The sequence below is a fragment of the Pedobacter sp. CAN_A7 genome (assembly GCF_015752175.1).
Taxonomy (GTDB): domain Bacteria; phylum Bacteroidota; class Bacteroidia; order Sphingobacteriales; family Sphingobacteriaceae; genus Pedobacter.
Map to the genome: position 1 here is coordinate 329,109 of NZ_JADOUW010000002.1, position 20,312 is coordinate 349,420.

Annotated in this window: 16 protein-coding genes; 11 read left to right on the forward strand and 5 right to left on the reverse strand. The window is 42.1% G+C overall.

All coding sequences use genetic code 11. From position 1 onward, the window contains the following. Positions 1 to 35: 35 nt before the first annotated feature. From IWX76_RS07580 to IWX76_RS07590, 3 genes are read right to left on the reverse strand one after another with little or no spacing between them, the layout of a single operon-like run. Positions 36 to 1,184 carry a PepSY-associated TM helix domain-containing protein gene (locus IWX76_RS07580; RefSeq protein ID WP_196859304.1) on the reverse strand — a complete coding sequence of 383 codons (1,149 nt, stop codon included), beginning with the start codon at positions 1,182 to 1,184 and terminating at the stop codon, positions 36 to 38. A gap of 16 nt (positions 1,185 to 1,200) precedes the next feature. Then, the gene (locus tag IWX76_RS07585) at positions 1,201 to 2,436 is read right to left on the reverse strand and encodes a DUF4374 domain-containing protein (RefSeq protein WP_196859305.1); all 1,236 of its coding nucleotides are present in this window, start codon (positions 2,434 to 2,436) and stop codon (positions 1,201 to 1,203) included. 17 nt (positions 2,437 to 2,453) lie between these two features. After that, complete coding sequence (locus IWX76_RS07590; RefSeq protein WP_196859306.1) at positions 2,454 to 4,886, reverse strand: TonB-dependent receptor; 2,433 nt, start codon at positions 4,884 to 4,886, stop codon at positions 2,454 to 2,456. Positions 4,887 to 5,134: 248 nt separating this feature from the next. Between IWX76_RS07590 and IWX76_RS07595 the strand changes: the two genes are divergently transcribed. The 3 genes from IWX76_RS07595 to IWX76_RS07605 all read left to right on the forward strand — a co-directional run bounded on the left by IWX76_RS07595 (position 5,135) and on the right by IWX76_RS07605 (position 7,166). Then, on the forward strand, positions 5,135 to 6,316 hold the full coding sequence (locus tag IWX76_RS07595) for a PepSY-associated TM helix domain-containing protein (protein ID WP_334641465.1): 1,182 nt from the start codon (positions 5,135 to 5,137) through the stop codon (positions 6,314 to 6,316). Then, entirely contained in the window at positions 6,306 to 6,497 is a 192-nt protein-coding gene (locus IWX76_RS07600) for a hypothetical protein (protein WP_196859307.1), read from the forward strand. Before IWX76_RS07595 ends, IWX76_RS07600 begins: the two co-directional genes overlap by 11 nt. Before the next feature lie 72 nt (positions 6,498 to 6,569). Then, positions 6,570 to 7,166 (forward strand): DUF4202 domain-containing protein, encoded by a 597-nt coding sequence (locus tag IWX76_RS07605; RefSeq protein WP_196859308.1) that lies wholly within the window; start codon positions 6,570 to 6,572, stop codon positions 7,164 to 7,166. Here IWX76_RS07605 and IWX76_RS07610 read toward each other — a convergent pair. Together IWX76_RS07610 and IWX76_RS07615 are read right to left on the reverse strand one after the other, a co-directional pair. Next, positions 7,159 to 7,971: an ion transporter gene (locus tag IWX76_RS07610; RefSeq protein ID WP_196859309.1), complete on the reverse strand. Its 813-nt coding sequence runs from the start codon at positions 7,969 to 7,971 to the stop codon at positions 7,159 to 7,161. The two genes, IWX76_RS07605 and IWX76_RS07610, sit on opposite strands and share 8 nt — an antisense overlap. 63 nt (positions 7,972 to 8,034) lie before the next feature. Next, positions 8,035 to 9,051: a hypothetical protein gene (locus IWX76_RS07615; protein ID WP_196859310.1), complete on the reverse strand. Its 1,017-nt coding sequence runs from the start codon at positions 9,049 to 9,051 to the stop codon at positions 8,035 to 8,037. A 167-nt stretch (positions 9,052 to 9,218) separates the two neighbouring features. On the opposite strand from IWX76_RS07615, the gene IWX76_RS07620 reads away from it, so the two are divergent. Genes IWX76_RS07620 through IWX76_RS07655 form a run of 8 tightly spaced genes read left to right on the forward strand, consistent with a single transcriptional unit; the run spans position 9,219 to position 20,312 of the window. Beyond that, positions 9,219 to 9,914: a hypothetical protein gene (locus IWX76_RS07620; protein ID WP_196859311.1), complete on the forward strand. Its 696-nt coding sequence runs from the start codon at positions 9,219 to 9,221 to the stop codon at positions 9,912 to 9,914. A gap of 1 nt (position 9,915) precedes the next feature. Next, positions 9,916 to 12,687, forward strand: a complete 2,772-nt coding sequence (locus tag IWX76_RS07625) for a TonB-dependent receptor (RefSeq protein ID WP_196859312.1) — start codon at positions 9,916 to 9,918, stop codon at positions 12,685 to 12,687. A gap of 3 nt (positions 12,688 to 12,690) precedes the next feature. Continuing rightward, a complete protein-coding gene (locus tag IWX76_RS07630) occupies positions 12,691 to 13,860 on the forward strand; it encodes a DUF4249 domain-containing protein (RefSeq protein ID WP_196859313.1) in 1,170 nt (389 codons plus the stop codon). Positions 13,861 to 13,919: 59 nt separating this feature from the next. Then, the gene (locus tag IWX76_RS07635) at positions 13,920 to 16,244 is read left to right on the forward strand and encodes a hypothetical protein (protein ID WP_196859314.1); all 2,325 of its coding nucleotides are present in this window, start codon (positions 13,920 to 13,922) and stop codon (positions 16,242 to 16,244) included. A gap of 13 nt (positions 16,245 to 16,257) precedes the next feature. Beyond that, positions 16,258 to 17,535, forward strand: coding sequence for an alkaline phosphatase family protein (locus IWX76_RS07640; protein ID WP_196859315.1), 1,278 nt, complete (start codon positions 16,258 to 16,260; stop codon positions 17,533 to 17,535). Position 17,536: 1 nt separating this feature from the next. Continuing rightward, the gene (locus tag IWX76_RS07645) at positions 17,537 to 18,235 is read left to right on the forward strand and encodes an ABC transporter ATP-binding protein (protein WP_196859316.1); all 699 of its coding nucleotides are present in this window, start codon (positions 17,537 to 17,539) and stop codon (positions 18,233 to 18,235) included. Further along, entirely contained in the window at positions 18,232 to 19,176 is a 945-nt protein-coding gene (locus tag IWX76_RS07650; protein ID WP_196859317.1) for an HlyD family secretion protein, read from the forward strand. The genes IWX76_RS07645 and IWX76_RS07650 overlap by 4 nt, the downstream gene beginning before the upstream one ends. Positions 19,177 to 19,202: 26 nt before the next feature. Then, complete coding sequence (locus IWX76_RS07655) at positions 19,203 to 20,312, forward strand: ABC transporter permease (RefSeq protein WP_196859318.1); 1,110 nt, start codon at positions 19,203 to 19,205, stop codon at positions 20,310 to 20,312.

The following is a 20,312-nucleotide window of genomic DNA, read 5'->3' on the forward strand; positions in this document are numbered from 1 at the left end:
ATGAAGCAAGCCTATTTATGAGCTAGCAGGTGCTTTTAAAACTTAAACTTGTTCTTTTTCTTGATCCAGATGATGAAGCCTGTGATAGGCAAGCTGGTACAGATTATACAAACGATAAAAGCAATAATCTTTGTCCAGATGCCGCCAATGGAACCTACATGCAAATCATAATTTAGGCGAAGCAATTGATCACCGCCGTTGGCTGCGGAAAATTCAGGGGGACTAACCAGAGGCTTTAACGACCGTTGTTCATAGTACTGGTATCTTTCCAGGTAACGTGTGCCAGGCTTTGGGTTAAGGCCTATGCCCCAGGTGCCGGCTTTACCGAAGGTGTAGGAAACACTTAGAATTTGTGCTTTGATGTTTGTGCCTTTGTTCACCAGGTTCTGGTATAAAATATCCTGTTCGGGAAGCAGGTGTACCTGGGTCAGGGTAGTATCAGATACCGCTCTTTCAGAACTTTGTTTTTCTCCTCCGGAGCCTACATAATAAGTAGCATCATAAAACCAAGTCATGCCATACACCATACCTGTAAGGCCTAAAACGAGGGCAATAATCAAGGAATAAAAACCGAGTACATTGTGTAAGTCGTAATTCAATCTTCTAAACCGGGCCTTAAATTTAATATAGAAACTGGCTTCCCTTGATGTTTTGGTCCACCTCTTTGGCCACCATAACACCAAGCCGGAGATGAGCAGCAGCACAAAAATAAGGGTAGCATAGGCCACAATTGGTTTCCCAATAGGGCGTGGTAGCCATAGCTGATAGTGTCCTTCTACCATGATGCGGTAGAAATCGTCGTTTAGACGCTGGTAATGAAGTATATCGGCCGTATAAGGGTTAACGTAAACAACCACCAGGTTTTTACGGTCGCCGTAATAAGGAACCACAGCGCTGCGGCCTGCTCCCTGGTAGAATACACCGGCAACAGAAGGCAGGTTATATCGTTGTTTTACCTTTTCGCTTAGCTGCGAGGGAGGTAAAAAGGGGCGGTTTTCTTCTTTAACCGTTTGGTAGGGCTGAAATAATACCCGGAGCTCTTGTTCAAAGGTTAAGATCGCGCCAGTCAGACTTACAATAACGATAATGATTCCAGAAATCAAGCCTAGCCACAAATGTAGCCAGGCTGATATTCTGTAGAATAGCGATCGGGGGTGTTTCTTCTTTTTGCGGTAACCGATCATATCTTATAAATAGTGCTTATTTTAATCTTGCAATACCACCAAGGAATGAACCTTCAATTTCAGCACCTTTAGTTGCTGTAGCCGTAGCGATATCAGTTTGGTAGATATTGGTTACCCCATTTAAGGTAATTGCAGTGTATATTTTACCTTCGTCTAATAGTGCAGCAAAGCTTCTTGCGCCCTCACCTTTAAATACGGGTGCATTAGCTATTCGTGTGATTGTTTTTGTGTTTAAATCTACAATGGCATACCTTAAATTGTTGTCCGCCCATTTATCGGCAAGAGTAGGAGCAACCGTAGTGACTGCTGCAAATAATTTCCCATTGCCAATGTAAATGGCATGGGCAATTTTACCACCGTTAGCCGCTGCATCAGTATTGAAGTAATAGTCTTTATCGAATTCAGTCGTTCCAGCATTGATTTTTAAGATCCCAGCTGGTTTAGTCGACTGGCTGTAACCATTGGCGTAACTGCTGTTAGATATGGTGTATAGGTCGCCACTTTCTGTTTTGAAAAGACCAGAACGGGTATTAAAAGCGCCTGAAGGGCCAGTACGGGTATCTTTAATTACTTTCTCTAATTTAAAGCTTGGGTAGCTATAAATCGCTACGTAGTTGGTGTCCGTATTTTTAGTATCGTAAGTGGTGTAGTTCACCGGGTAATAGGTTTGGAACAACTGACCACCACGAACCTGCATGCCTGAGCTGAAAAGCCAATCCTGCTTGCTTGGGTGGATGCTGTTCATTGGAACTTCTCCTCTGGTGGTCACCGTATTTGAAGCGATGTCCACCGTATAAAACTTAGCATTCAGACCTACGGTTGGACTTGATGGGCTAGAAATTCCTAACATTGTTTTTCCGGTGCCGTCTACATCGATGAATTGATCGTTTGCGATATCAAAGGTCAACCCGGTTTTGGTAGCCAATTTGTTTGTAGCGTCAAGTGTCATTGTATTCACATCAGTAACACCCAATCCGCCGATGCTGTAAAAGGTAGATCCGCCAAAAGCATAATCACGGTAACCAATTTGCAGAAGGCCATTTCCAGACACAGTGATTTTTCCATTCATCAAATCACTTGCCTGCACCACATAATTGGTGGTTGCTGTCGAGGTGGTTACGCCAATACCTAAGGCATAAACTTTGTCGCCACCAACCGGGTTAGGGTTATTTTCATTTTTGCTGCAGGATACTGCAGTGATGGCCAGGCCTGCAAAGAGCGTGGTTTTAAGTAGATTTTTTATCGTTTTCATAGGGGATGTATTAACTGTTATTTATTGATGAAATACCTGAGTTTTAAGAATACGGAACGACCTGGCTTTTGAAGTCTATAGCTGTCAAACAGGTCGTTATCGGCCAGGTTTCTGCATTCCAGCGAGATGTTATATTTTCCTTGCTGTACAGCGTAGTTGGCCATGATGTTGTGGGCAATTTGTCTGGGAATATCATCCTGGTTATTTTGGCCAAGGTGGTTAGGTGTTAAATAATATTTCTCCACGTAGTTTAAGCTGTAATTAAGGCTTAATGCATTTTTGCCAGCGCCAACTTCGTTAAACGTATAACCCAGATCGGCATTACCAAATAAATAAGGCATGTTCGGAATCCGATAGCCATAACCTAGGTTCGGTGAAACAGTGGTTCCGGTAAGATTAGTGCTGGTTAGAAATTTTTCTTTATCCAGGATATTCTGGTAGGTTAAATTGATGCTTGCATGGATTTTGTTTTTCCAGGCGTACCTGATTTCACCTTCCACACCATTGGTGCGTACATCACCAATATTGATGTATTGCCTGTCGATCGGTTGCGCCTGTGCCTGGTCTAAACGGATATAGTCTTCTGCATTCCTAAAAATATAACTGGCTTCTACACCAAATTGATGATCATTCTGCAGGTTAAAGGAGTATAGGGCACCAAGGTTAATATTGTTGCTGCTTTCTGGTTTTAAGGCCGAATTTCTACGGGTATATAAACCATCGCCCAATAGCTCAACAGCCTCAGGCATGCGGTAGGTATGCTCATAAGAAGCTTTAGCCTGTAGTTTAGGTAAAATAAAATAAGCTCCTGCAACACCATAACCCATTTTGCTGGTGTTGGTCGATAATGCCTGATAAGTAGCTACAGTCGTTCCATTTGACACGCGTTCAAAAGAACTTACATCCAGCAGGTATAGTTTTGAAAATGCGGTTGCTGTAAAATTGTCGTAAGTGGCCTGCCAGGCCAAGCCCATCACCTGTTTGTTCAGTTGCTGCGGGTATAAGAAGGTCACGTTTTGCGGATCTTCTACATCGCTTGATTTCCTTCTGAAATCGGTCATCACGTAGTTAAACGACAAAGCATGGTTTTCCTGAAGTTGATAAGCAAGGTTCGCTGTAAATAAGCCTTCCTTGTCCTTATTCTTAAGCTGCGAACGGGTTAATTCAGCAGCGCTCGTCGGAATGGTCTCCTGCAACCAGTTATATTTTAACCGTGTAGTATCAATAAACTTATTCTGGCCCATGTTATAGGCTGTGTATAAGCTAAGGTCTAATCCCTCGATAAACAAGTTGGCTTTTTTGTATTTTAAGGTAGGTATCACAGAACTGGATTCAGCAGTTCTTCCCCCAAAAACCTGGTCCATGGTTACCCCAGTTTGAATATCACGTTCGTTACCTGAGGCAATGACACCAAACAACAATTTGTCGGCATATTTTTTTCCGGTTACGCCTAATTCCAACTGCACAGTGGCCGATTCGTAGCCATCATGGAAGCGGTTAACTTCTTGTTCCGGTCCTTTTTGTCCGGCCTGAGGTCCTGTTAAAGCGATCGGACTGATGTTAACTTTATAATTGTTGTCGGAGAAATTGTAAAAAGCGTTGGTATGTACCGTAAAGCCTGTTTTAGCATGAGTGTAGGCGTGGTTTAAAGAGGCTTTATGCGTATTAAACGATCCATATCCATAAGAAAAATCTGTAAAGTTTGGGTTGCTGCGAGTCACCACATTGATGGCTCCGCCAAGCGCATCGGCACCTAGGCTGATGGGCAGCACACCTTTGTAAACTTCAACCCTTTCGGCCATGTTGACAGGAAAATTGTTGAGGGCAAGGGATGATCCAAAATTATCCATTGGAATGCCATCCAAAAAGAACTTCACCTGTTTGCCGGAGAATCCGTTTAATGAAAAACTGAAATTGGAACCTACACCGCCATCTTCCCTAATGCGAACACCTGAAGTTTTATTTAAAGCCAGGTTTAAATCAGCTGAGGTATTATACAGCTGTTTGGCATCGATCACATTAACGTTAAAGGCTTGTTCTTTCTGTGTTTTGACTTGTGTTTTTCCTTCCACATGAAGTTCCTTAAGGTCATTATCGTTGTTTACCAGGGCGATGGTGCCTAGCGAAAGGGTTTTTCCCTGTACTAAGGTAACCTTCATGCTTTTTCTTTGGTGTCCAACAAGGCTAATCCAAAGCTCATAATTTCCAGCTGATGCGGAAATGGAGAATTCGCCGGCAGCATTTGTCATGACGTTAGTAGAAGTACCTCTTAAGCTAACTGTCGCATTTTCCAGGATATTGTTTTCTTGATCTGTTATTTTTCCAGAAACAGTTCCATTCAAATCCTGAGCATGTGACAGGAATGTAAACAACATGAACAAGGTAAATAATAGAGAAGAAACAGCGGTTTTGCTTAACTTAAATTTCAAAGGGTAGTAGATAAAAGCCATGTTTTATTGGTGAAGCCATTTGACCGGATTGACAGTTTTTCCGGCATGCAATATTACACTTTTTATTTCTAATTAGAATTAATCCAAATAGAAATTATTAATAAGTCTTAAAATTTAGTTTTATAATATATTGTTAATAAGAGGTTTGATTAAAAAAATATCACTATTTATGTTTAGAATGATTTTAAATAACTACATTCGCAACCGACGGCTGATAAAAATAGCTGAGATCTGACCTGTAGTTTTTAATGATGATGAGCGCACAAACAATTAAACAATGGTTTAATATTCATAAATGGTCAAGCCTGATTTGTACCATCTTTTTGTTGATGTTGTGCATCACTGGATTACCGCTGATCTTTACCCATGAAATTGATGATTATTTTGGAGCTGGAACAGAGCCTCCAGCTATTCCGGGGGTTACTACAAGTTTAAATAAAGATGTCATTTTACAGGCAGCCCTGGAGGAGAAGCCTGGTAAAGTAATTAAATATATTTTTTGGGATGTGAAAGAACACCCAAACCAAATGTTCCTTACCCTGGCCGATTCAACTGAAGCGCCCATAGAAGAGGATCATTACCTTACCATGGATGTGCGTACGGCTAAAGTGCTGGATGCTATACCCAATGAATTAAATTTTATGCTAGTCATGTACTACCTGCATGTAGAGATGCTGGCTGGATTACCGGGGAAGCTATTTCTCGGTTTAATGGGTATTTTATATGTGCTTGCTATTGTTTCTGGCGTGGTGTTGTATGCACCCATCATGAAACGTTTTAATTTCGGCATGATACGTACCGAAAAGTCTAACCGACTTCGTTGGCTGGATATGCACAATATGCTGGGCATGGTTACCCTGGCCTGGGTTACTGTAGTGGGATTAACAGGTGTAATTAATACCCTTGCCGATCCGGCTATGGAGTTATGGAGGGCTGGTCAGCTGGCAGAAATGGTAGCCGAATACAAAGATAAACCTGCAGCAAAAGGTAGCCTTGCTTCCATTGAGGATGCCGTAGATCAGGCAAAAAAAGCTGCCCCTGATTTGGACGTGTCTTTTATAGCCTACCCGGGTACTTTATATTCTAGTAAACACCATTATGCGGTGTACATGATTGGAACAACACCACTAACCTCCAGGATTATTCAACCGGCACTAATCGATGCACGTACAGGCGAACTCACCGATATGAGGCCACTTCCCTGGTATTTAAACACCATTTATATCTCGCAACCTTTCCATTTTGGCGATTATGGTGGCATTCCTTTAAAAATTCTTTGGGCGGTTTTTGATATCGCGGCAATCATCGTGCTAATTTCAGGCCTTTACCTGTGGTTTGCCCGCCGTAAAGCTAAAGCAGCGCAATTAGCGCGATTTTTAGAAAGTAACGAGTCTATGGCCTTATCAAAGAATCCAGAACATGTCAACTAAAAATAACGATTTCCTTAAGCTTTGGGGCATGCCCATCTGGATGGCCGTGATTACACTCATGGGCCTGATATTAGCTATTTTAGGTACGGGAATATGGCATATTTTATCTTGGATCGCATTAACGATCCCTGTTTACATCATGATCAAACACGGAAAAAATTTCTTTAAGTACAAGCGCTAAGCATTAAACTTATTTGATACTTTGCAGGTATGTTATTCCCGACTGGATTTAAAGCCTATAAAAGCAAAGCGCATGGAAAAAACCAACAAACAGGCGATAGCCTTTGAAAAATTTGATGCCCATAATCAAAAGGATCCTCATACTATCGTATGGGAAGGTGAAACCTATCCCAGGGAATATTTTCTGGCTTTGAAATTACATGAATGGGTGTTGAAAATTAAACCAGATGCCAGTGAGGCACTATTACTCGCTTCCCGATGTCAGCACATAGGGAGATGGGAAATTCCGCGTGATAGCTATGCACCTGGAAGGGAGCCCTACCTGAAATGGCGACGTGACCTTGCTCATTACCATGCTCAAATGGCTAGCGAGATGCTTAAAGACGCTGGTTATGAGGAGCAGGAGATCAACAGGGTGCAGGAAATTATTCTCAAGAAAAAGATAAAGGTGGATGACGAAGTGCAGACCATGGAGAATGCACTTTGTCTGGTATTTTTAGCTTTTCAATATGAAGACTTCCATCCACTACATGATCAGGAAAAAGTAGTTAATATATTAAGAAAATCTTTATTGAAGATGGACCAGACCGGCCATCAGTTTGCCTTAACCTTGACTTATTCGCCCAAAGGAATAAGTTATATTGAAGAAGCGCTAAGCCAGCTTAAATAAGGGTTTTGCCGCAGTTTGAACAGAACTTATCGCGTATACTATGTATGGCGGCCTGGCAGGATGGGCATTTGGCCTTTGCCTCTTCAGTCGCCCTTGCCATTTCTACCGATACGATTCCAGTAGGTACCGCAATAATGCCATAACCAATCACCATGAGGATGCTCGCCAGGAACTGCCCTAAAGGGCTTTGGGGTGAGATATCGCCATAGCCTACCGTGGTAATGGTGACAATAGCCCAGTAAATGGAGACCGGAATGCTGGTAAATCCGCTGGCATTTCCTTCAATGATATACATTAATGTTCCTATAATAGTAACCAAGGTAACTACGCTCGCTACAAACACCGTGATCTTATGCAAACTAGCTTTGAGGGCATTGCTTAAAATATGACCTTCAGACATGAACCTGTTGAGTTTAAGGATCCGGAATACCCTTAATAACCTAAAAGCACGAATAACGACCAGATACTGCGTGCCTGTAAGTAATAAACTTAAATACGTGGGTAAAATAGCGAGTAAATCAATAATCCCTAAAAAGCTAAACATGTACTTGAAGGGTTTATGGCTGCTATAAATGCGTAAGGCATATTCCAGCGTAAAACACCCGGTAAAAATCCATTCTGCAAAGACAATATATGGGCCATAGGCATCACGAATCTTCGCCACACTCTCCATAAAAACACTTGCGATACTTAACAGGATGAGCATCAGTAGAATGATGTCGAATAATTTACCCGATGGCGTATCCGATCTGAAGACCACGGTATAGATCTTTCTTCGTAACAGGTCGTTTTCTCTTGTAGCCATGTTTGATGTCCGTATTTTACGAAGCGCTAAATTAGCATATTGATTACAAAACAAAGCATTTGTTTATTCCAGCAATTGATCAATTTTCGAATTCCACCTTTCCTGCACCAAGCGGTTCATGCCATGGCTGGTCTCCTGATCATAGGCGGTTTGCATGGTGTGTAGATCTCTTAAAGAATCCAGGTACTGCATGGTCATAAAACCTTCAAACGTATCTGGCGTGAGTTTGGCGTTTTGCACCTTCTGCTTAAATTGATCGGCAATGATTTTTGCAATGTCAAAGTGCCTTTGCTCATGGTTTAGCGTATAATCATCTTTATTGCCCACATTTACCCAGGCGGCACTCTTTGGCAGGAAAGCTTTCATCGCGATGTCTACCAGGATAACACCTTTTACTATTTTTGCCTCATGTTCATAACCAATACTCGGAAAAACTACTGCACTATACTTAGCGATGGGTCTGTTTCGTGATTGGAAATCTTTAAAGGTTAAAGGACGCTTCCGCGAGTAATATATAGTGTCTCCTTCAGGGACTTCGGTATAATCGGTAAAGTTGAACCTTACCGCAGTAGCCAGTTTTCGATTTACAGGCTCGTTATCCTTCACCCAATCGTTAAAATAAGTTAATGATGCAGTGATTAATGGTCGTATATAACGCTCCACGCTTGTTTTGTCACCCTGGTTCTTATTATACTTTAATCCACCCCGGTAATCAACCAGGTGTTCAAATCCATAATCTTTTTCGAGCCCGAACGACAACTGTAATTGAACCTGTCCATCCAGGCGGCCATCTTTTTTGTTGGTTTCGGTTAAGGCAAGCTCCTTAATTTTAATGATTACAGGCCGTTTTGCCTCCTGCCGGGGTAGGTTCCGCTGAAGATACCTGTATAATGATACCGCACTTCCACCCTGCAGGTCCTTACCCAGGATAGATAACTTATGGTTTCGCTCATCCTCCACAGCTGAAATATAAAAGCCTGTAGGTGTTAGCGGTATGGGTTCATCCTGCAACACAACCTGGCCATATATAGGCAAGGAAAACAACAGCCCTATGGATAAAATTAACCGGTACTTTGTCATATTCAAAATCGGCTAACGTGGGTAGCTTTGCTATAGTATAATATTAACGCCGTATTCTGGTAATATTTATGATACCATTAGATTCAAGTCAAATAAACAAGTAATTTCACTTTTACGTATTTCCCTCAGTATAAATTAACTAAGTATTTCTTCTCTCGCCTCAAACTATGCACAAAGTGTTAATTACTGTTTTTAAGCTTGGATTGATGTTGATGTTTCTCTGCACTTCGGCCAGCGCCCAGCAAAACAACTTCGAGAAATCTATAGGTCAACAATCCGGTGTCTACAACGGAAGAGATTTTGAGTTTTATCATCCGTCTATAGAAGGAAGTGCTTTTTTTCAGGATGCTACTTTCTTTACTAATGGTACCATTCATTATGATGGCTTTGTCTACCGCAACGTCCCTTTGATGTATGATATGCATAAAGATCTGGTGGTAAGCTTATTTCATGACGGTTTTTCAAAATACAGCTTTATAAGTGAAAAGGTAAGCGAATTTGACATGCTAGGGCACCATTTCGTACGAATTGTACAGAACAGCGCGGGTACTTCCTTGAATTCAGGGTTCTACGATCAGGTTTACAATGGTAAGTTGAAGATCCTGGTTAAAAGATCAAGGGAATTGAAAGAAGAATCGAGTATTCAGGAGCTTAAAAATGTTTTTAGGGACCACAACAAGTATTATTTAAAAAAGGATCAGCAATATTATAACGTTGGCAGTAAAAAGGCTTTTATGAAACTATTTAAAGAAAGAAAAAGTCAATTGCAACGGGTGTTAAAAGATGCTGATATCATTTTCCGTAAAGAACCAGAGCGTGCCCTGGTGCTTTTAGCTACTTCCTATGATAACCTATCCAATTGATATGAAGTCAATTAAATTATTGCTCTTTCTGCTCCTCTTTTTACCTGTACAAATCCTTTTTGCCCAGCAAACAGACAGCCTGTATATCAGTGTCAATTATCAGCAGGCTCCACTAAAGGAGGTGGTTAATGACCTGGAAGGGAAAACCGGCTATCAGTTTTACTATGACCCAGCGGTAATGGACAGCCTCCGGGTGAGTCTCAGTGCTAATCAAAAGTCATTACCACATATCCTGGAACAAGCATTGCCAAAGGGTGTTTATTTTTTTGCCATTAGTAAAAATAAGGAGGTGTTCCTAACTAAAGGTAAAGCCATCAACACAGCGCTGGCTTCTGCATATTACCCACATCAGGATGGGAGCCAAAAGCCCGAAAAAGTAGTGGAGACTGCTTATTATAATCAAAAGGATGATGCCGTTCCAGAAGCGACCATTGAGAATAAGGTGTATGAAGTCGGTCTAAAAACCAATACCATCAACGCCGGACAGGCCACTATGGCCGGATACCTGCGCGATATGAAATCGGGCGAACCTGTGATCGGTGCAAATATCTTTGTCGTTGATTCCAAAATAAGTGCTACTTCCGGGGCATTTGGTTTCTACTCCATTACCCTGCCACGTGGGCCTCATCGCCTCTTGATTAAAGCGGCTAATTTGCGTGATACCAGGCGACAGATCATTCTCTATTCAGATGGCAAATTAAACATCGAATTACAGGAGCATATATTATCACTTCGGGAAGTAAAGATCTCGACCGAAAAAGTAGCCAATGTAAAAAGCCTGGAAATGGGCGTGAACAAACTGGATATCCGGAGTATCAAACAAGTGCCTTCTGCCTTTGGTGAAGCCGATATCCTGAAAGTGGTCTTAACCCTTCCCGGCGTGCAGTCGGTTGGTGAAGCCAGTTCTGGCTTTAACGTGAGGGGTGGATCATCAGATCAAAACCTTATTCTGCTTAACGACGCCACCATATATAACCCATCGCATTTCTTTGGTTTCTTTTCTGCCTTTAACCCTGATATCGTCAAAGATGTGCAGTTGTTTAAAAGTAGTATTCCGGAACGGTTCGGCGGACGATTATCGTCTGTACTGGAAGTTACCAATCGTGAAGGCAATAAAAAGAAATTTACAGGTACGGCCGGCATCGGGTTAATCACCAGCAGATTTAATATCGAAGGCCCGATAGACAGTAATAAAACATCATTTATATTGGGCGGCAGAACCACCTATTCTAATTGGTTAATGGATTTATTGCCTGAAAGTTACAAAAACAGCAGGGCTTCTTTTACTGATGTTAACTTAGGTATTAGTCATCAGGTAAATGAAAAGAACAACATTTACCTATCCGGGTATTACAGTACCGATAAGTTTAAGCTTAACAGCGATACCACATATGGTTATAATAACAAGAATGCATCCATCAAGTGGAAACGCATGTTTAACAATAAATTTATTGGGGTGGCCTCAGCAGGTTTCGACCGTTATGGCTATGATATCAACAGCGATTTCAATCCGGTTAATGCCTACGACCTGAGTTTTAACATTAAACAGTATAACTTTAAAACAGACTTCACCTATTACCTGAACAGTAAGCATACCTTAAACTTCGGTTTAAGCAGCATTTACTATAAACTTCAACCCGGCAGTTTTCAGCCTATAGGCAACGAATCCTTAGTAATACCAGATAAAGTAGCTGACGAACAGGCCCTGGAAAGTGCCCTTTATTTCGGTGATAAGTTTGACATCACAGATAAATTCTCTGTCAGTGGCGGTATTCGTTATTCGCTATTTAACTACCTGGGTCCAAATACAGTGAGTAATTATGCACCTAACTTGCCTAAAACAGACCTTAACCTGATCGATACGACTAGCTTTGGCAGCAATGCACTGATCAAAACTTATCACGGCCCTGAATACCGTTTATCTGCCCGTTATAATTTCACTGACAACTTCTCTGTAAAAGCAGCTTATAATACACTACGACAGTACATTCATCTGTTGTCAAATACCACGGCTATTGCGCCAACAGATATCTGGAAATTGAGTGATCCCAATATTAAACCTCAATATGGTAACCAGGCATCCCTGGGTTTATACAAAAACTTTAAAAACAATACCATAGAAACATCGGTAGAGGTTTATTATAAAAAATTAAAGGATTACCTGGATTACAAAAGCGGGGCAAACCTGGTGATGAACCACAACATTGAAAGGGATGTGGTTAACACCCAGGGTAAAGCTTATGGTGTAGAGTTCTTTGTGAAAAAGAGCACCGGAAAATTGAATGGCTGGATGAGTTATACCTACTCCCGCACCTTTTTGAAATTTGATGATCCTACAGTTGGGGTAGCCATTAATAAAGGAGATTATTATCCGGCTAATTACGATAAACCGCATGCCTTCAACTTTACCGGAAACTATAGGTTTTCACACCGTGTTAGCACCTCTCTTAACGTAACATATAGCACCGGAAGGCCAATTACCCTGCCGATTGCCAAATACTATTATGCAGGTTCAGAACGGGTGTATTATGTTGATCGTAACGCTTACCGCATACCCGATTACTTCAGAACAGATTTTTCGCTCAATATTGAAGGCAATCATAAGGTGCACCAACGTACGCATAATTCATGGACCATTGGGGTATATAACCTAACCGGCCGTCAGAATGTTTATTCAGTTTATTTTGACAACGAAGGGGGTGCCATTAAAGGTTATCAGCTTTCTATTTTTGCTAATGCTATCCCTTTTATCAATTACAACATCAGATTTTAACCTATGAGCTATTTAAAAATAGGCTGCTTGTTCTTCTGCTTGGCTCTGGCATATGTCAGCTGCAGAAAACCATATGAACCACCTGTAGACACCATTAATACAAACTTTTTGGTAGTAGAAGGATTTATTAATACCGGAAAAGATTCAACGATTATTAAGTTGAGCCGTACCGTTCCTATCTCTGAAAAAGGGACTATAAAGCCGGAGCTAAAGGCGCAACTGGTTATAGAAAGTGAGAACAATGCGACTTATCCCCTAAACGAATTAAAAGGTGGCGTATATGGAGCGGCACCTCTAAACCTGGATCCAAATCAGAAATACAGATTACGCATTACCACCACAGCAGGAAGCAGCTACCTGTCTGATTTTGTAGAATCAAAAAGGTCACCACTTATCGACAGCATCAGTTGGGCAGTGAAAAACGATGGTGTACAGATTTACAGCAATACACATGATGACACTAAAAAATCTGTCTACTACCGCTGGGAATATGAAGAAACCTGGCAATTTACGGCGCAATATTCTTCCTCCATCATTGCTGAGGAAAGTGGGATGAATTCCCGGGATCCAGAAACCCAGGATATCTATCGCTGCTGGGGTAAATACAATGCCAGTACTATTGTGCTTGGATCTTCAGAAAAATTAGAAAAAGACGTTATTCACCTTAATCCGGTAATCTTTATCCGCTCTGATTCAGAAAAAGTGATGACTAAATACAGTATTCTGGTTAAGCAATATGCTTTAACCAAGGAAGCTTTTGATTTCTGGCAAACCCTGAAGAAGAATACGGAAAGTTTAGGGTCTATTTTTGATGCCCAGCCGTCACAATTAACAGGTAATATTAAAAATATTGATAATCCAGCAGAGCCGGTATTGGGATACCTATCTGCAGGAACTGTAGAGCAGAAAAGAATATTTATTTCAGATCGGGAGCTGCCCGACTGGCGAACAGCCTATCCTTTTTCTTGTGCCCCTTTAGATTCTGTATTTCTACAAGACATGGACCCGGGTGTTTCACCAAAACTCTATTGGGAAAAAGTCATCAACCAGATACCTGTGGAGGGTTTTTATCACCCTGAAAATGGTGGCTTACTTGGTTATTTGGGTGCTTCATCGGCTTGCGCAGATTGCACTATCAGAGGAACAAACAAAAGGCCTGAATATTGGCAATAAGAATTTAGCATATGAATAAGCCCTGTTATCAATTGTGTTTACTATTTTTTTTGTTCTGCATGCTCCCTTTTATGGGGCAGGCACAGGTATTAGAAAGTATACAGCAAGCGTTTAACCTTCATCATCAAACAGCGCAGAAGGAAAAACTCTATGTTCACACCGATAAGGAATTTTACCTAACCGGCGAACTGTTGTGGTTTAAAGTGTATGAGCAACGGGACACTCTTGCAGCATCGGGCTTGTTCAGTAGGGTAGTGTATGTTGATGTCATAGACCAACAAAATAATGCAGTTTTACAGGCAAAAGTTGCCATGAAGGCGGGGAGTGGAAACGGATCTTTATACGTACCTGTTACCGCAGCAAATGGGCGTTATAAACTGCGTGCTTATACCAACTGGATGAAGAACTTTGGGCCGGAGGTTTTTTTTGAAAAACAAATTACCATTGTTAACCCGTTAAATGCGACGGAAAATGCTAAAGTAGTAAAAGGCAAAAATTACCTTCAGTTTTTTCCTGAAGGCGGTGACCTGGTGGCAGGCATTTCTTCCAGGGTTGCATTTAAATCAACTGATCCACATGGTAAAGGCATCAACATCAATGGTGTGATCGTCAATGATCGTAATGAACAGGTAGCGACTTTTGAAACCAAGAAGTTTGGTATGGGATCCTTTTATTTTACACCAGTTGCCGGCAGTTCTTATAAGGCATTGGTAAACAGTCAAGGCAGTGATTTATTGGTTAGAGATCTGCCTGCTGTAAAAAATAAAGGGTATGTTTTAGGCCTACGTTCAACAACCAGTAGAATTGACCTTCAGGTTAACACAAATCTTGCTGATCAGGAAGAGGTTTACCTGTTTATTCATAATGGTAAGGAAGTGACCAAAGCAGATCGCCTTCAATTAAACGCTGGAACCGCCACCCTTGCCATCGATAAAAAGAAATTAAGGGATGGTATATCTTATATAACCTTGTTTAATGGAAAGGGACAACCCGTAGCAGAACGTTTGTATTTTAAACGACCAGAGCGGAAGTTAAAAATCGAAGCCGCTTCTGATTTAACACAATACCAAACCCGCCAGCAGGTTAAGGTTAAATTCAATGCCTTGAATGAAGCCGGCCTTGCACAAGCGGTTGATCTTTCCGTATCCATCCACCAGCTTGACGATTTACAGCAAGCAGAACAGGTAGACATCGTTAGTTATTTATGGCTAGGTTCCGCGATTAATGGCCACCTGGAATCACCAGCCTATTATTTCCAGAATGAATATACGGAAACCGAAGAAGCCATGGATCACCTGTTACTTACCCAGGGCTGGCGACAGTTTAAATGGGACCAAGCCTTTTCGGGACAAAAGCCATTATTTAAATTCCTACCCGAATATCATGGGCATTTCCTTACCGGAAAATTAACCAATGCAGAGGGGGGACCGGTTAAAGATAAGGTTGCTTACCTTGGCGTAATTGGCGAACGTGTGCAATTTTATGGCGCCAATAGCGATAGCACGGGGCGTATTTTTTTTAATACCAAGGATTTGTACGGACCTAATGAAATTGTACTGCAAACAAACAACCAGGTAGACAGCAACTTAACCGTAGTCCTTCAAAGTCCATTTGCAGAGCAGTTTAATGCCACGCCCTTGTCAGAATTTAAGGTGAATCCGGCACAGCTTGACCTGTTGCAGTCGCATAGCTTAAGCATGCAATTGAGAAACACTTTTACTGCCGATCAGCTAAGACGTTATTATAATCCGGGAATAGACAGTACCGCCTTTTATGGCAAACCTTCGAAGGTTTATAAACTAGATGATTATACCCGTTTTACCACCATAGAAGAAGTGCTGAGGGAGTTTGTTCCTGAAGTGAGTGTGTTTAGGGTCAGGAAAAGTTACCAGTTGAAAGTGGTTTCCGAAAAGCGCTTTCTAGATGCCAATCCACTGGTGCTGCTTGATGGTGTTCCTTATTTCAATATGGATCAGGTGATGCAACTGGATCCTTTGAAGATTAAAAGCATGGATCTGGTCACCCATAAATATTACTGGGGCCCTACAGTTTCGCAGGGGATCATCAAATTGAACACTTATAAAAACGACCTGGCAGGGATGGAAATTGATCCAAAGGCCATCGTTATTGATTACGAAGGCATGCAGCTGCAACGCGAATTCTATTCACCAGCTTATGAAACTGCAGATCAGAAAAGCAGCCGCATCCCCGATTTTAGAAACCTGCTGTATTGGTCGCCAAATCTGACTACCGATTCGCAGGGTAACGGAAATATTGCTTTCTATACCTCCGATCAGACTGGTCATTACATTGGTGTGATTGAAGGGGTAGCTGAAAATGGAATTCCTGGAAGAAAAGTATTTACCTTTGAGGTGAAAAAATAATGTTTTTACCTCCATGCGTTTATACTTTTCCTCTCTTGTCAACAGGCTGATTTTTGCCTTTGTTCTTGCCGCTCCATTTTATAGTACCGCACAAACCGATACGTTGCAGCAGGTGGTACCAGGCCCGCAGAATACCAAGGCCCAACAAGGAAAACCTTATGTAATCCTAATCTCTGCCGATGGTTTCCGTTATGACTATGCCCAAAAGTATGGTGCTACCAATTTATTGGCATTAAGCAGTCAGGGTGTACAGGCAGAATCCATGATACCGAGTTTCCCTTCTGTTACTTTTCCAAATCATTATACGCTGGTTACCGGAATGTACCCTTCGCACCACGGACTGGTTAACAATTCTTTTTACGATAAACAACGTGCAGAGCGATACAGCATGGGTGCCAAAGAAAAGGTACGCGATGGCAGCTGGTATGGTGGTACACCATTATGGGTACTGGCAGAGCAACAGCAAATGGTAGCCGCCAGCATGTTCTGGGTAGGTTCAGAAGCCGACATTAAAGGCGTTCGGCCATCTTATTATTACAACTATACCGAAAAAATATCCTCGGAACAAAAAATACAAACCGTAATCAATTGGTTAAAGTTACCAGAAGAAAAACGGCCTCACCTCATTACTTTTTACCTTTCTGAACCTGACCACGCCGGCCATGTCTATGGTCCTGATGCCGCACAAACCATTGCTGCAGTTAAAGAAGTGGATGCTACCATTTATAGGTTAACCGAGGCCGTTAAAGCCACCGGACTACCTGTTAATTTTATTTTTGTTTCTGATCATGGCATGACTGCTGTAGACCGCGAAAATCCAATAGGACTGCCGGCTGCCATTGATCCCGATAAATTTATTATTCCTACCTCAGGTACCATGGTTGATCTACATGCAAAAAACAAAGCGGACATTATTCCGGTTTATAAGCAATTGAAAGTTACGGAAAAAGACTATAAGGTATACCTGAAGAAAAATGTGCCGCGTAAATATAACTACCGCAGTAAAGACGATAGGATGAACCGGATTGGTGATATCCTTCTGGTGCCGGAATGGCCTAAAGTATTTTCACAACGTAAACCAGGCATGGGTTATCATGGTTTTGATCCTAAAGTGGTAAAAGATATGCATGCCACATTTTATGCCTGGGGACCAGCATTTAAAAGCGGAATGAAGATTAAATCTTTTGAAAATATACATGTATATCCGCTCATCACAGAGATCCTTGGTTTACAACAAACAGAAAAAGTGGATGGTAATAAGAAGGTTTTAAAAGGGATTTTAAAGAAATAACATGGAAGTAGTCGCCGCGCTTCAGCAAGCAAAAAAGGTCTACAAAACGGGCGATACCACCATTACGGCCCTGGAAAGCACCTCTATTGATATTCATAATGGTGAACTCATGCTTATTATGGGCCCATCAGGTTCGGGCAAAACGACTTTGCTTTCCTTAATCGGCTGTGTTATTTATCCAACAGAGGGCAAAGTGTTTATCCAGGGATCGGACATCACAAGTTACTCTGAAAAGCAATTGGCTCATATCCGGTTAAACCATATCGGCTTTGTGTTCCAGCATTTCAATTTATTAAATCCGCTTAGTGCACTCGAGAACGTCATGCAACCTTTGCTGCTCCGGGGCGAAAGCACCAGTAATGCCATTAAATTGGCGCGCCAGGCTTTGGAAAAAGTGAACATGGGCGACCGCGAAAAGAACCTGCCCAAGAAATTAAGCGGGGGACAAAAACAGCGGGTGGCCATTGCCAGGGCGCTGGTTACTGATGCGGCCATCATTTTATGTGACGAGCCGACGGCATCGCTCGATGCTAAAAGTGCCGCCCTGGTGATGGAGGATTTAAAGGCACTTGCAAAAAGCGGCAAGGCTGTTGTAGTGGTTACCCACGATTTACGGCTGCGGCCTTTTGCCGACCGCATCGTCTATGTGGAAGAAGGGGTGGTTGCTGATAAACTTAAAAACGAAGACGATTATAAATGAGATATTTCATCTACCTCTGTGCTCTTTTCTTAATGGCTTGTGGCGGCGATAAAAAAGTAGCTGAACAGGCCGCGGCAGAAAAAAAGGATTCTTTAAGCCGTCCAGAAAATATTAACCGTGTTTCTGCCATTGCTAAAGTAGAACCTGAAGCTGGGCTGGTGGAACTTTCTGCGCCGCAATCGGGCATTGTTGCTGTGTTGTATAAACAGGCAGGCGATAGGGTGAAAAAAGGGGAGGTCATCCTTAAAATAGATTTACAAAACGATCAGCTGGCAACAGACGTACTGGCTAAACAAATCCTGACGCAACAGGCCCGCGCAGCGGCTGATGCGGCAAATATCAGGCAGTACCAGGCCAGTTTAAAACAGAAACAAACGGAAGTTCAGGTGACGGAAAAACTGGTAGCCACTGGTGCCGATACCCGCCAGAACCTAAACACCCAGCAAAAAGAATTGGAGGTGATTCAGGCCAATTTAGAAACAGCCAGAAACCAGGCAGCCGCCAGTATCGCAGAAATTGCTACCCTTAAGAAACAACAGCAACAGGCGCGACTTACTGCCAGCGATGAGCTGATACGGGCGAAACAAGACGGTATTCTGGTCACCATGGATGCCAGAATTGGTGCAGCTTTAACCGCTTTAACACCTTTTGCTACCCTTGCGCCGGCGGGTGACTTAATTTTGCATGGCGAAATTGACGAGATGTTTTCTACCAGGGTAAAGCTGGGCCAGCAGGTTACTGTAAATGAAGTGGGTAGCCAGGCTGTTATTGCTAGAGGTACGGTCAGTTACTTATCACCCATCCTGGCCAACAAATCCTTATTTTACGGTGAACCGGGTGAAGCCAGCGACCGCAGGGTAAGGCCTTTTAAAGTAGTCCTTGATAAGGAATATGGCTTGTTAATCAATGCTAAAGTAGAGTGTAGCATACAGATCAAATAAATATGATTGGAACGGCCTATAAGTTCATGAAATTCGACAAGCCGAAAAGCATCGGAATCCTTGTTGGCATTGTGATCAGTATTTTCCTGATCGGGCAACAGCTGGGTACGCTCAGGTTTTTAACAGTGTTGATGACTGGCTTGATTGTGAATTCCAATACCACTGAACAGGACATTTGGGTGATCGATGAGGTGACTCAAAACGTTAATGCTTTAAATAAAATTGATGCCCGCATTGTACAGGAGCTGCGAAGTATAGAAGGGGTAGCAACCAGTTATAGCCTGGTCATTGCCAATACCAGTGTTACTTTTCCGGGTGGCAAAACCACAGGCGTGAACCTGGTGGGCAGCGATGGCCCCGTTTTCATTGCCGGACCTCATTCCGCTAAAATTATTGAAGGCAGCTTAAGTGACTTGCATCAGGATAATGCAATTGCTGCAGAGTTTTTCAATGCCAAAGATTTAGGCGTTGCCCTACACCGTGGTCAGGCCTTCGAGATTAATAAAAAAGCGGCGGTGGTAAAAGTGCTCACAAAAAATGCACAGGGTTTTGGTGGCAATTTCATGTTTACCAGTTTAAAAAATGCCCGCTTTTATGGGGGCTTGTCGCCCGACCAAGTGAGTGTGGCGGTGGTAAAAATTAAACCTGGGGCAGATAAACAAAGCGTCATCAACCAGATCAATCAAACATTTTACGGCGTTAAAGCCTGGGACGTAGCGGAACTGAAGAAGTCTACGGTATCTGAAATCCTGGTGACTTCCAATATGGGGGTTAGTTTTGGCTCACTCATTATTTTTGCAACCATTAGTGGTTTTTTTATCATAGGCCTTACCTTGTATTCATCGGCATTGGATCGCTTAGTGGATTATGGCACTTTAAAAGCCATTGGCGCCACTAATGGTTATGTAACCCGCCTGATTTTAACGCAGGCCTTGTTATTTGCATTTTCAGGTTATGCCATGGCGGTATTGTTGTTGTTTCTATTTAAAAGTGGCGTTGCCAATGCCGGCTTGATTATAAATTTAGACTTGCAGCTTAACTTATTGTTATTGGCGATTACCCTGTTTATGTCAGTAGGTGGATCTTTGTTTGCAGTATTTAAAATTAAAAGACTCGAACCTGCCTCTATTTTTTAA

Bases quoted from the DNA above. Each gene is read 5' to 3' on its own strand.
- IWX76_RS07610 (WP_196859309.1), bottom strand. From the start codon at position 7,971: ATGGCTACAAGAGAAAACGACCTGTTACGAAGAAAGATCTATACCGTG.
- IWX76_RS07635 (WP_196859314.1), top strand. From the start codon at position 13,920: ATGCTCCCTTTTATGGGGCAGGCACAGGTATTAGAAAGTATACAGCAA.
- IWX76_RS07590 (WP_196859306.1), bottom strand. From the start codon at position 4,886: ATGGCTTTTATCTACTACCCTTTGAAATTTAAGTTAAGCAAAACCGCT.
- IWX76_RS07655 (WP_196859318.1), top strand. From the start codon at position 19,203: ATGAAATTCGACAAGCCGAAAAGCATCGGAATCCTTGTTGGCATTGTG.
- IWX76_RS07580 (WP_196859304.1), bottom strand. From the start codon at position 1,184: ATGATCGGTTACCGCAAAAAGAAGAAACACCCCCGATCGCTATTCTAC.
- IWX76_RS07645 (WP_196859316.1), top strand. From the start codon at position 17,537: ATGGAAGTAGTCGCCGCGCTTCAGCAAGCAAAAAAGGTCTACAAAACG.
- IWX76_RS07585 (WP_196859305.1), bottom strand. From the start codon at position 2,436: ATGAAAACGATAAAAAATCTACTTAAAACCACGCTCTTTGCAGGCCTG.
- IWX76_RS07650 (WP_196859317.1), top strand. From the start codon at position 18,232: ATGAGATATTTCATCTACCTCTGTGCTCTTTTCTTAATGGCTTGTGGC.
- IWX76_RS07600 (WP_196859307.1), top strand. From the start codon at position 6,306: ATGTCAACTAAAAATAACGATTTCCTTAAGCTTTGGGGCATGCCCATC.
- IWX76_RS07615 (WP_196859310.1), bottom strand. From the start codon at position 9,051: ATGACAAAGTACCGGTTAATTTTATCCATAGGGCTGTTGTTTTCCTTG.
- IWX76_RS07625 (WP_196859312.1), top strand. From the start codon at position 9,916: ATGAAGTCAATTAAATTATTGCTCTTTCTGCTCCTCTTTTTACCTGTA.
- IWX76_RS07620 (WP_196859311.1), top strand. From the start codon at position 9,219: ATGCACAAAGTGTTAATTACTGTTTTTAAGCTTGGATTGATGTTGATG.
- IWX76_RS07640 (WP_196859315.1), top strand. From the start codon at position 16,258: ATGCGTTTATACTTTTCCTCTCTTGTCAACAGGCTGATTTTTGCCTTT.
- IWX76_RS07630 (WP_196859313.1), top strand. From the start codon at position 12,691: ATGAGCTATTTAAAAATAGGCTGCTTGTTCTTCTGCTTGGCTCTGGCA.
- IWX76_RS07595 (WP_334641465.1), top strand. From the start codon at position 5,135: ATGATGATGAGCGCACAAACAATTAAACAATGGTTTAATATTCATAAA.
- IWX76_RS07605 (WP_196859308.1), top strand. From the start codon at position 6,570: ATGGAAAAAACCAACAAACAGGCGATAGCCTTTGAAAAATTTGATGCC.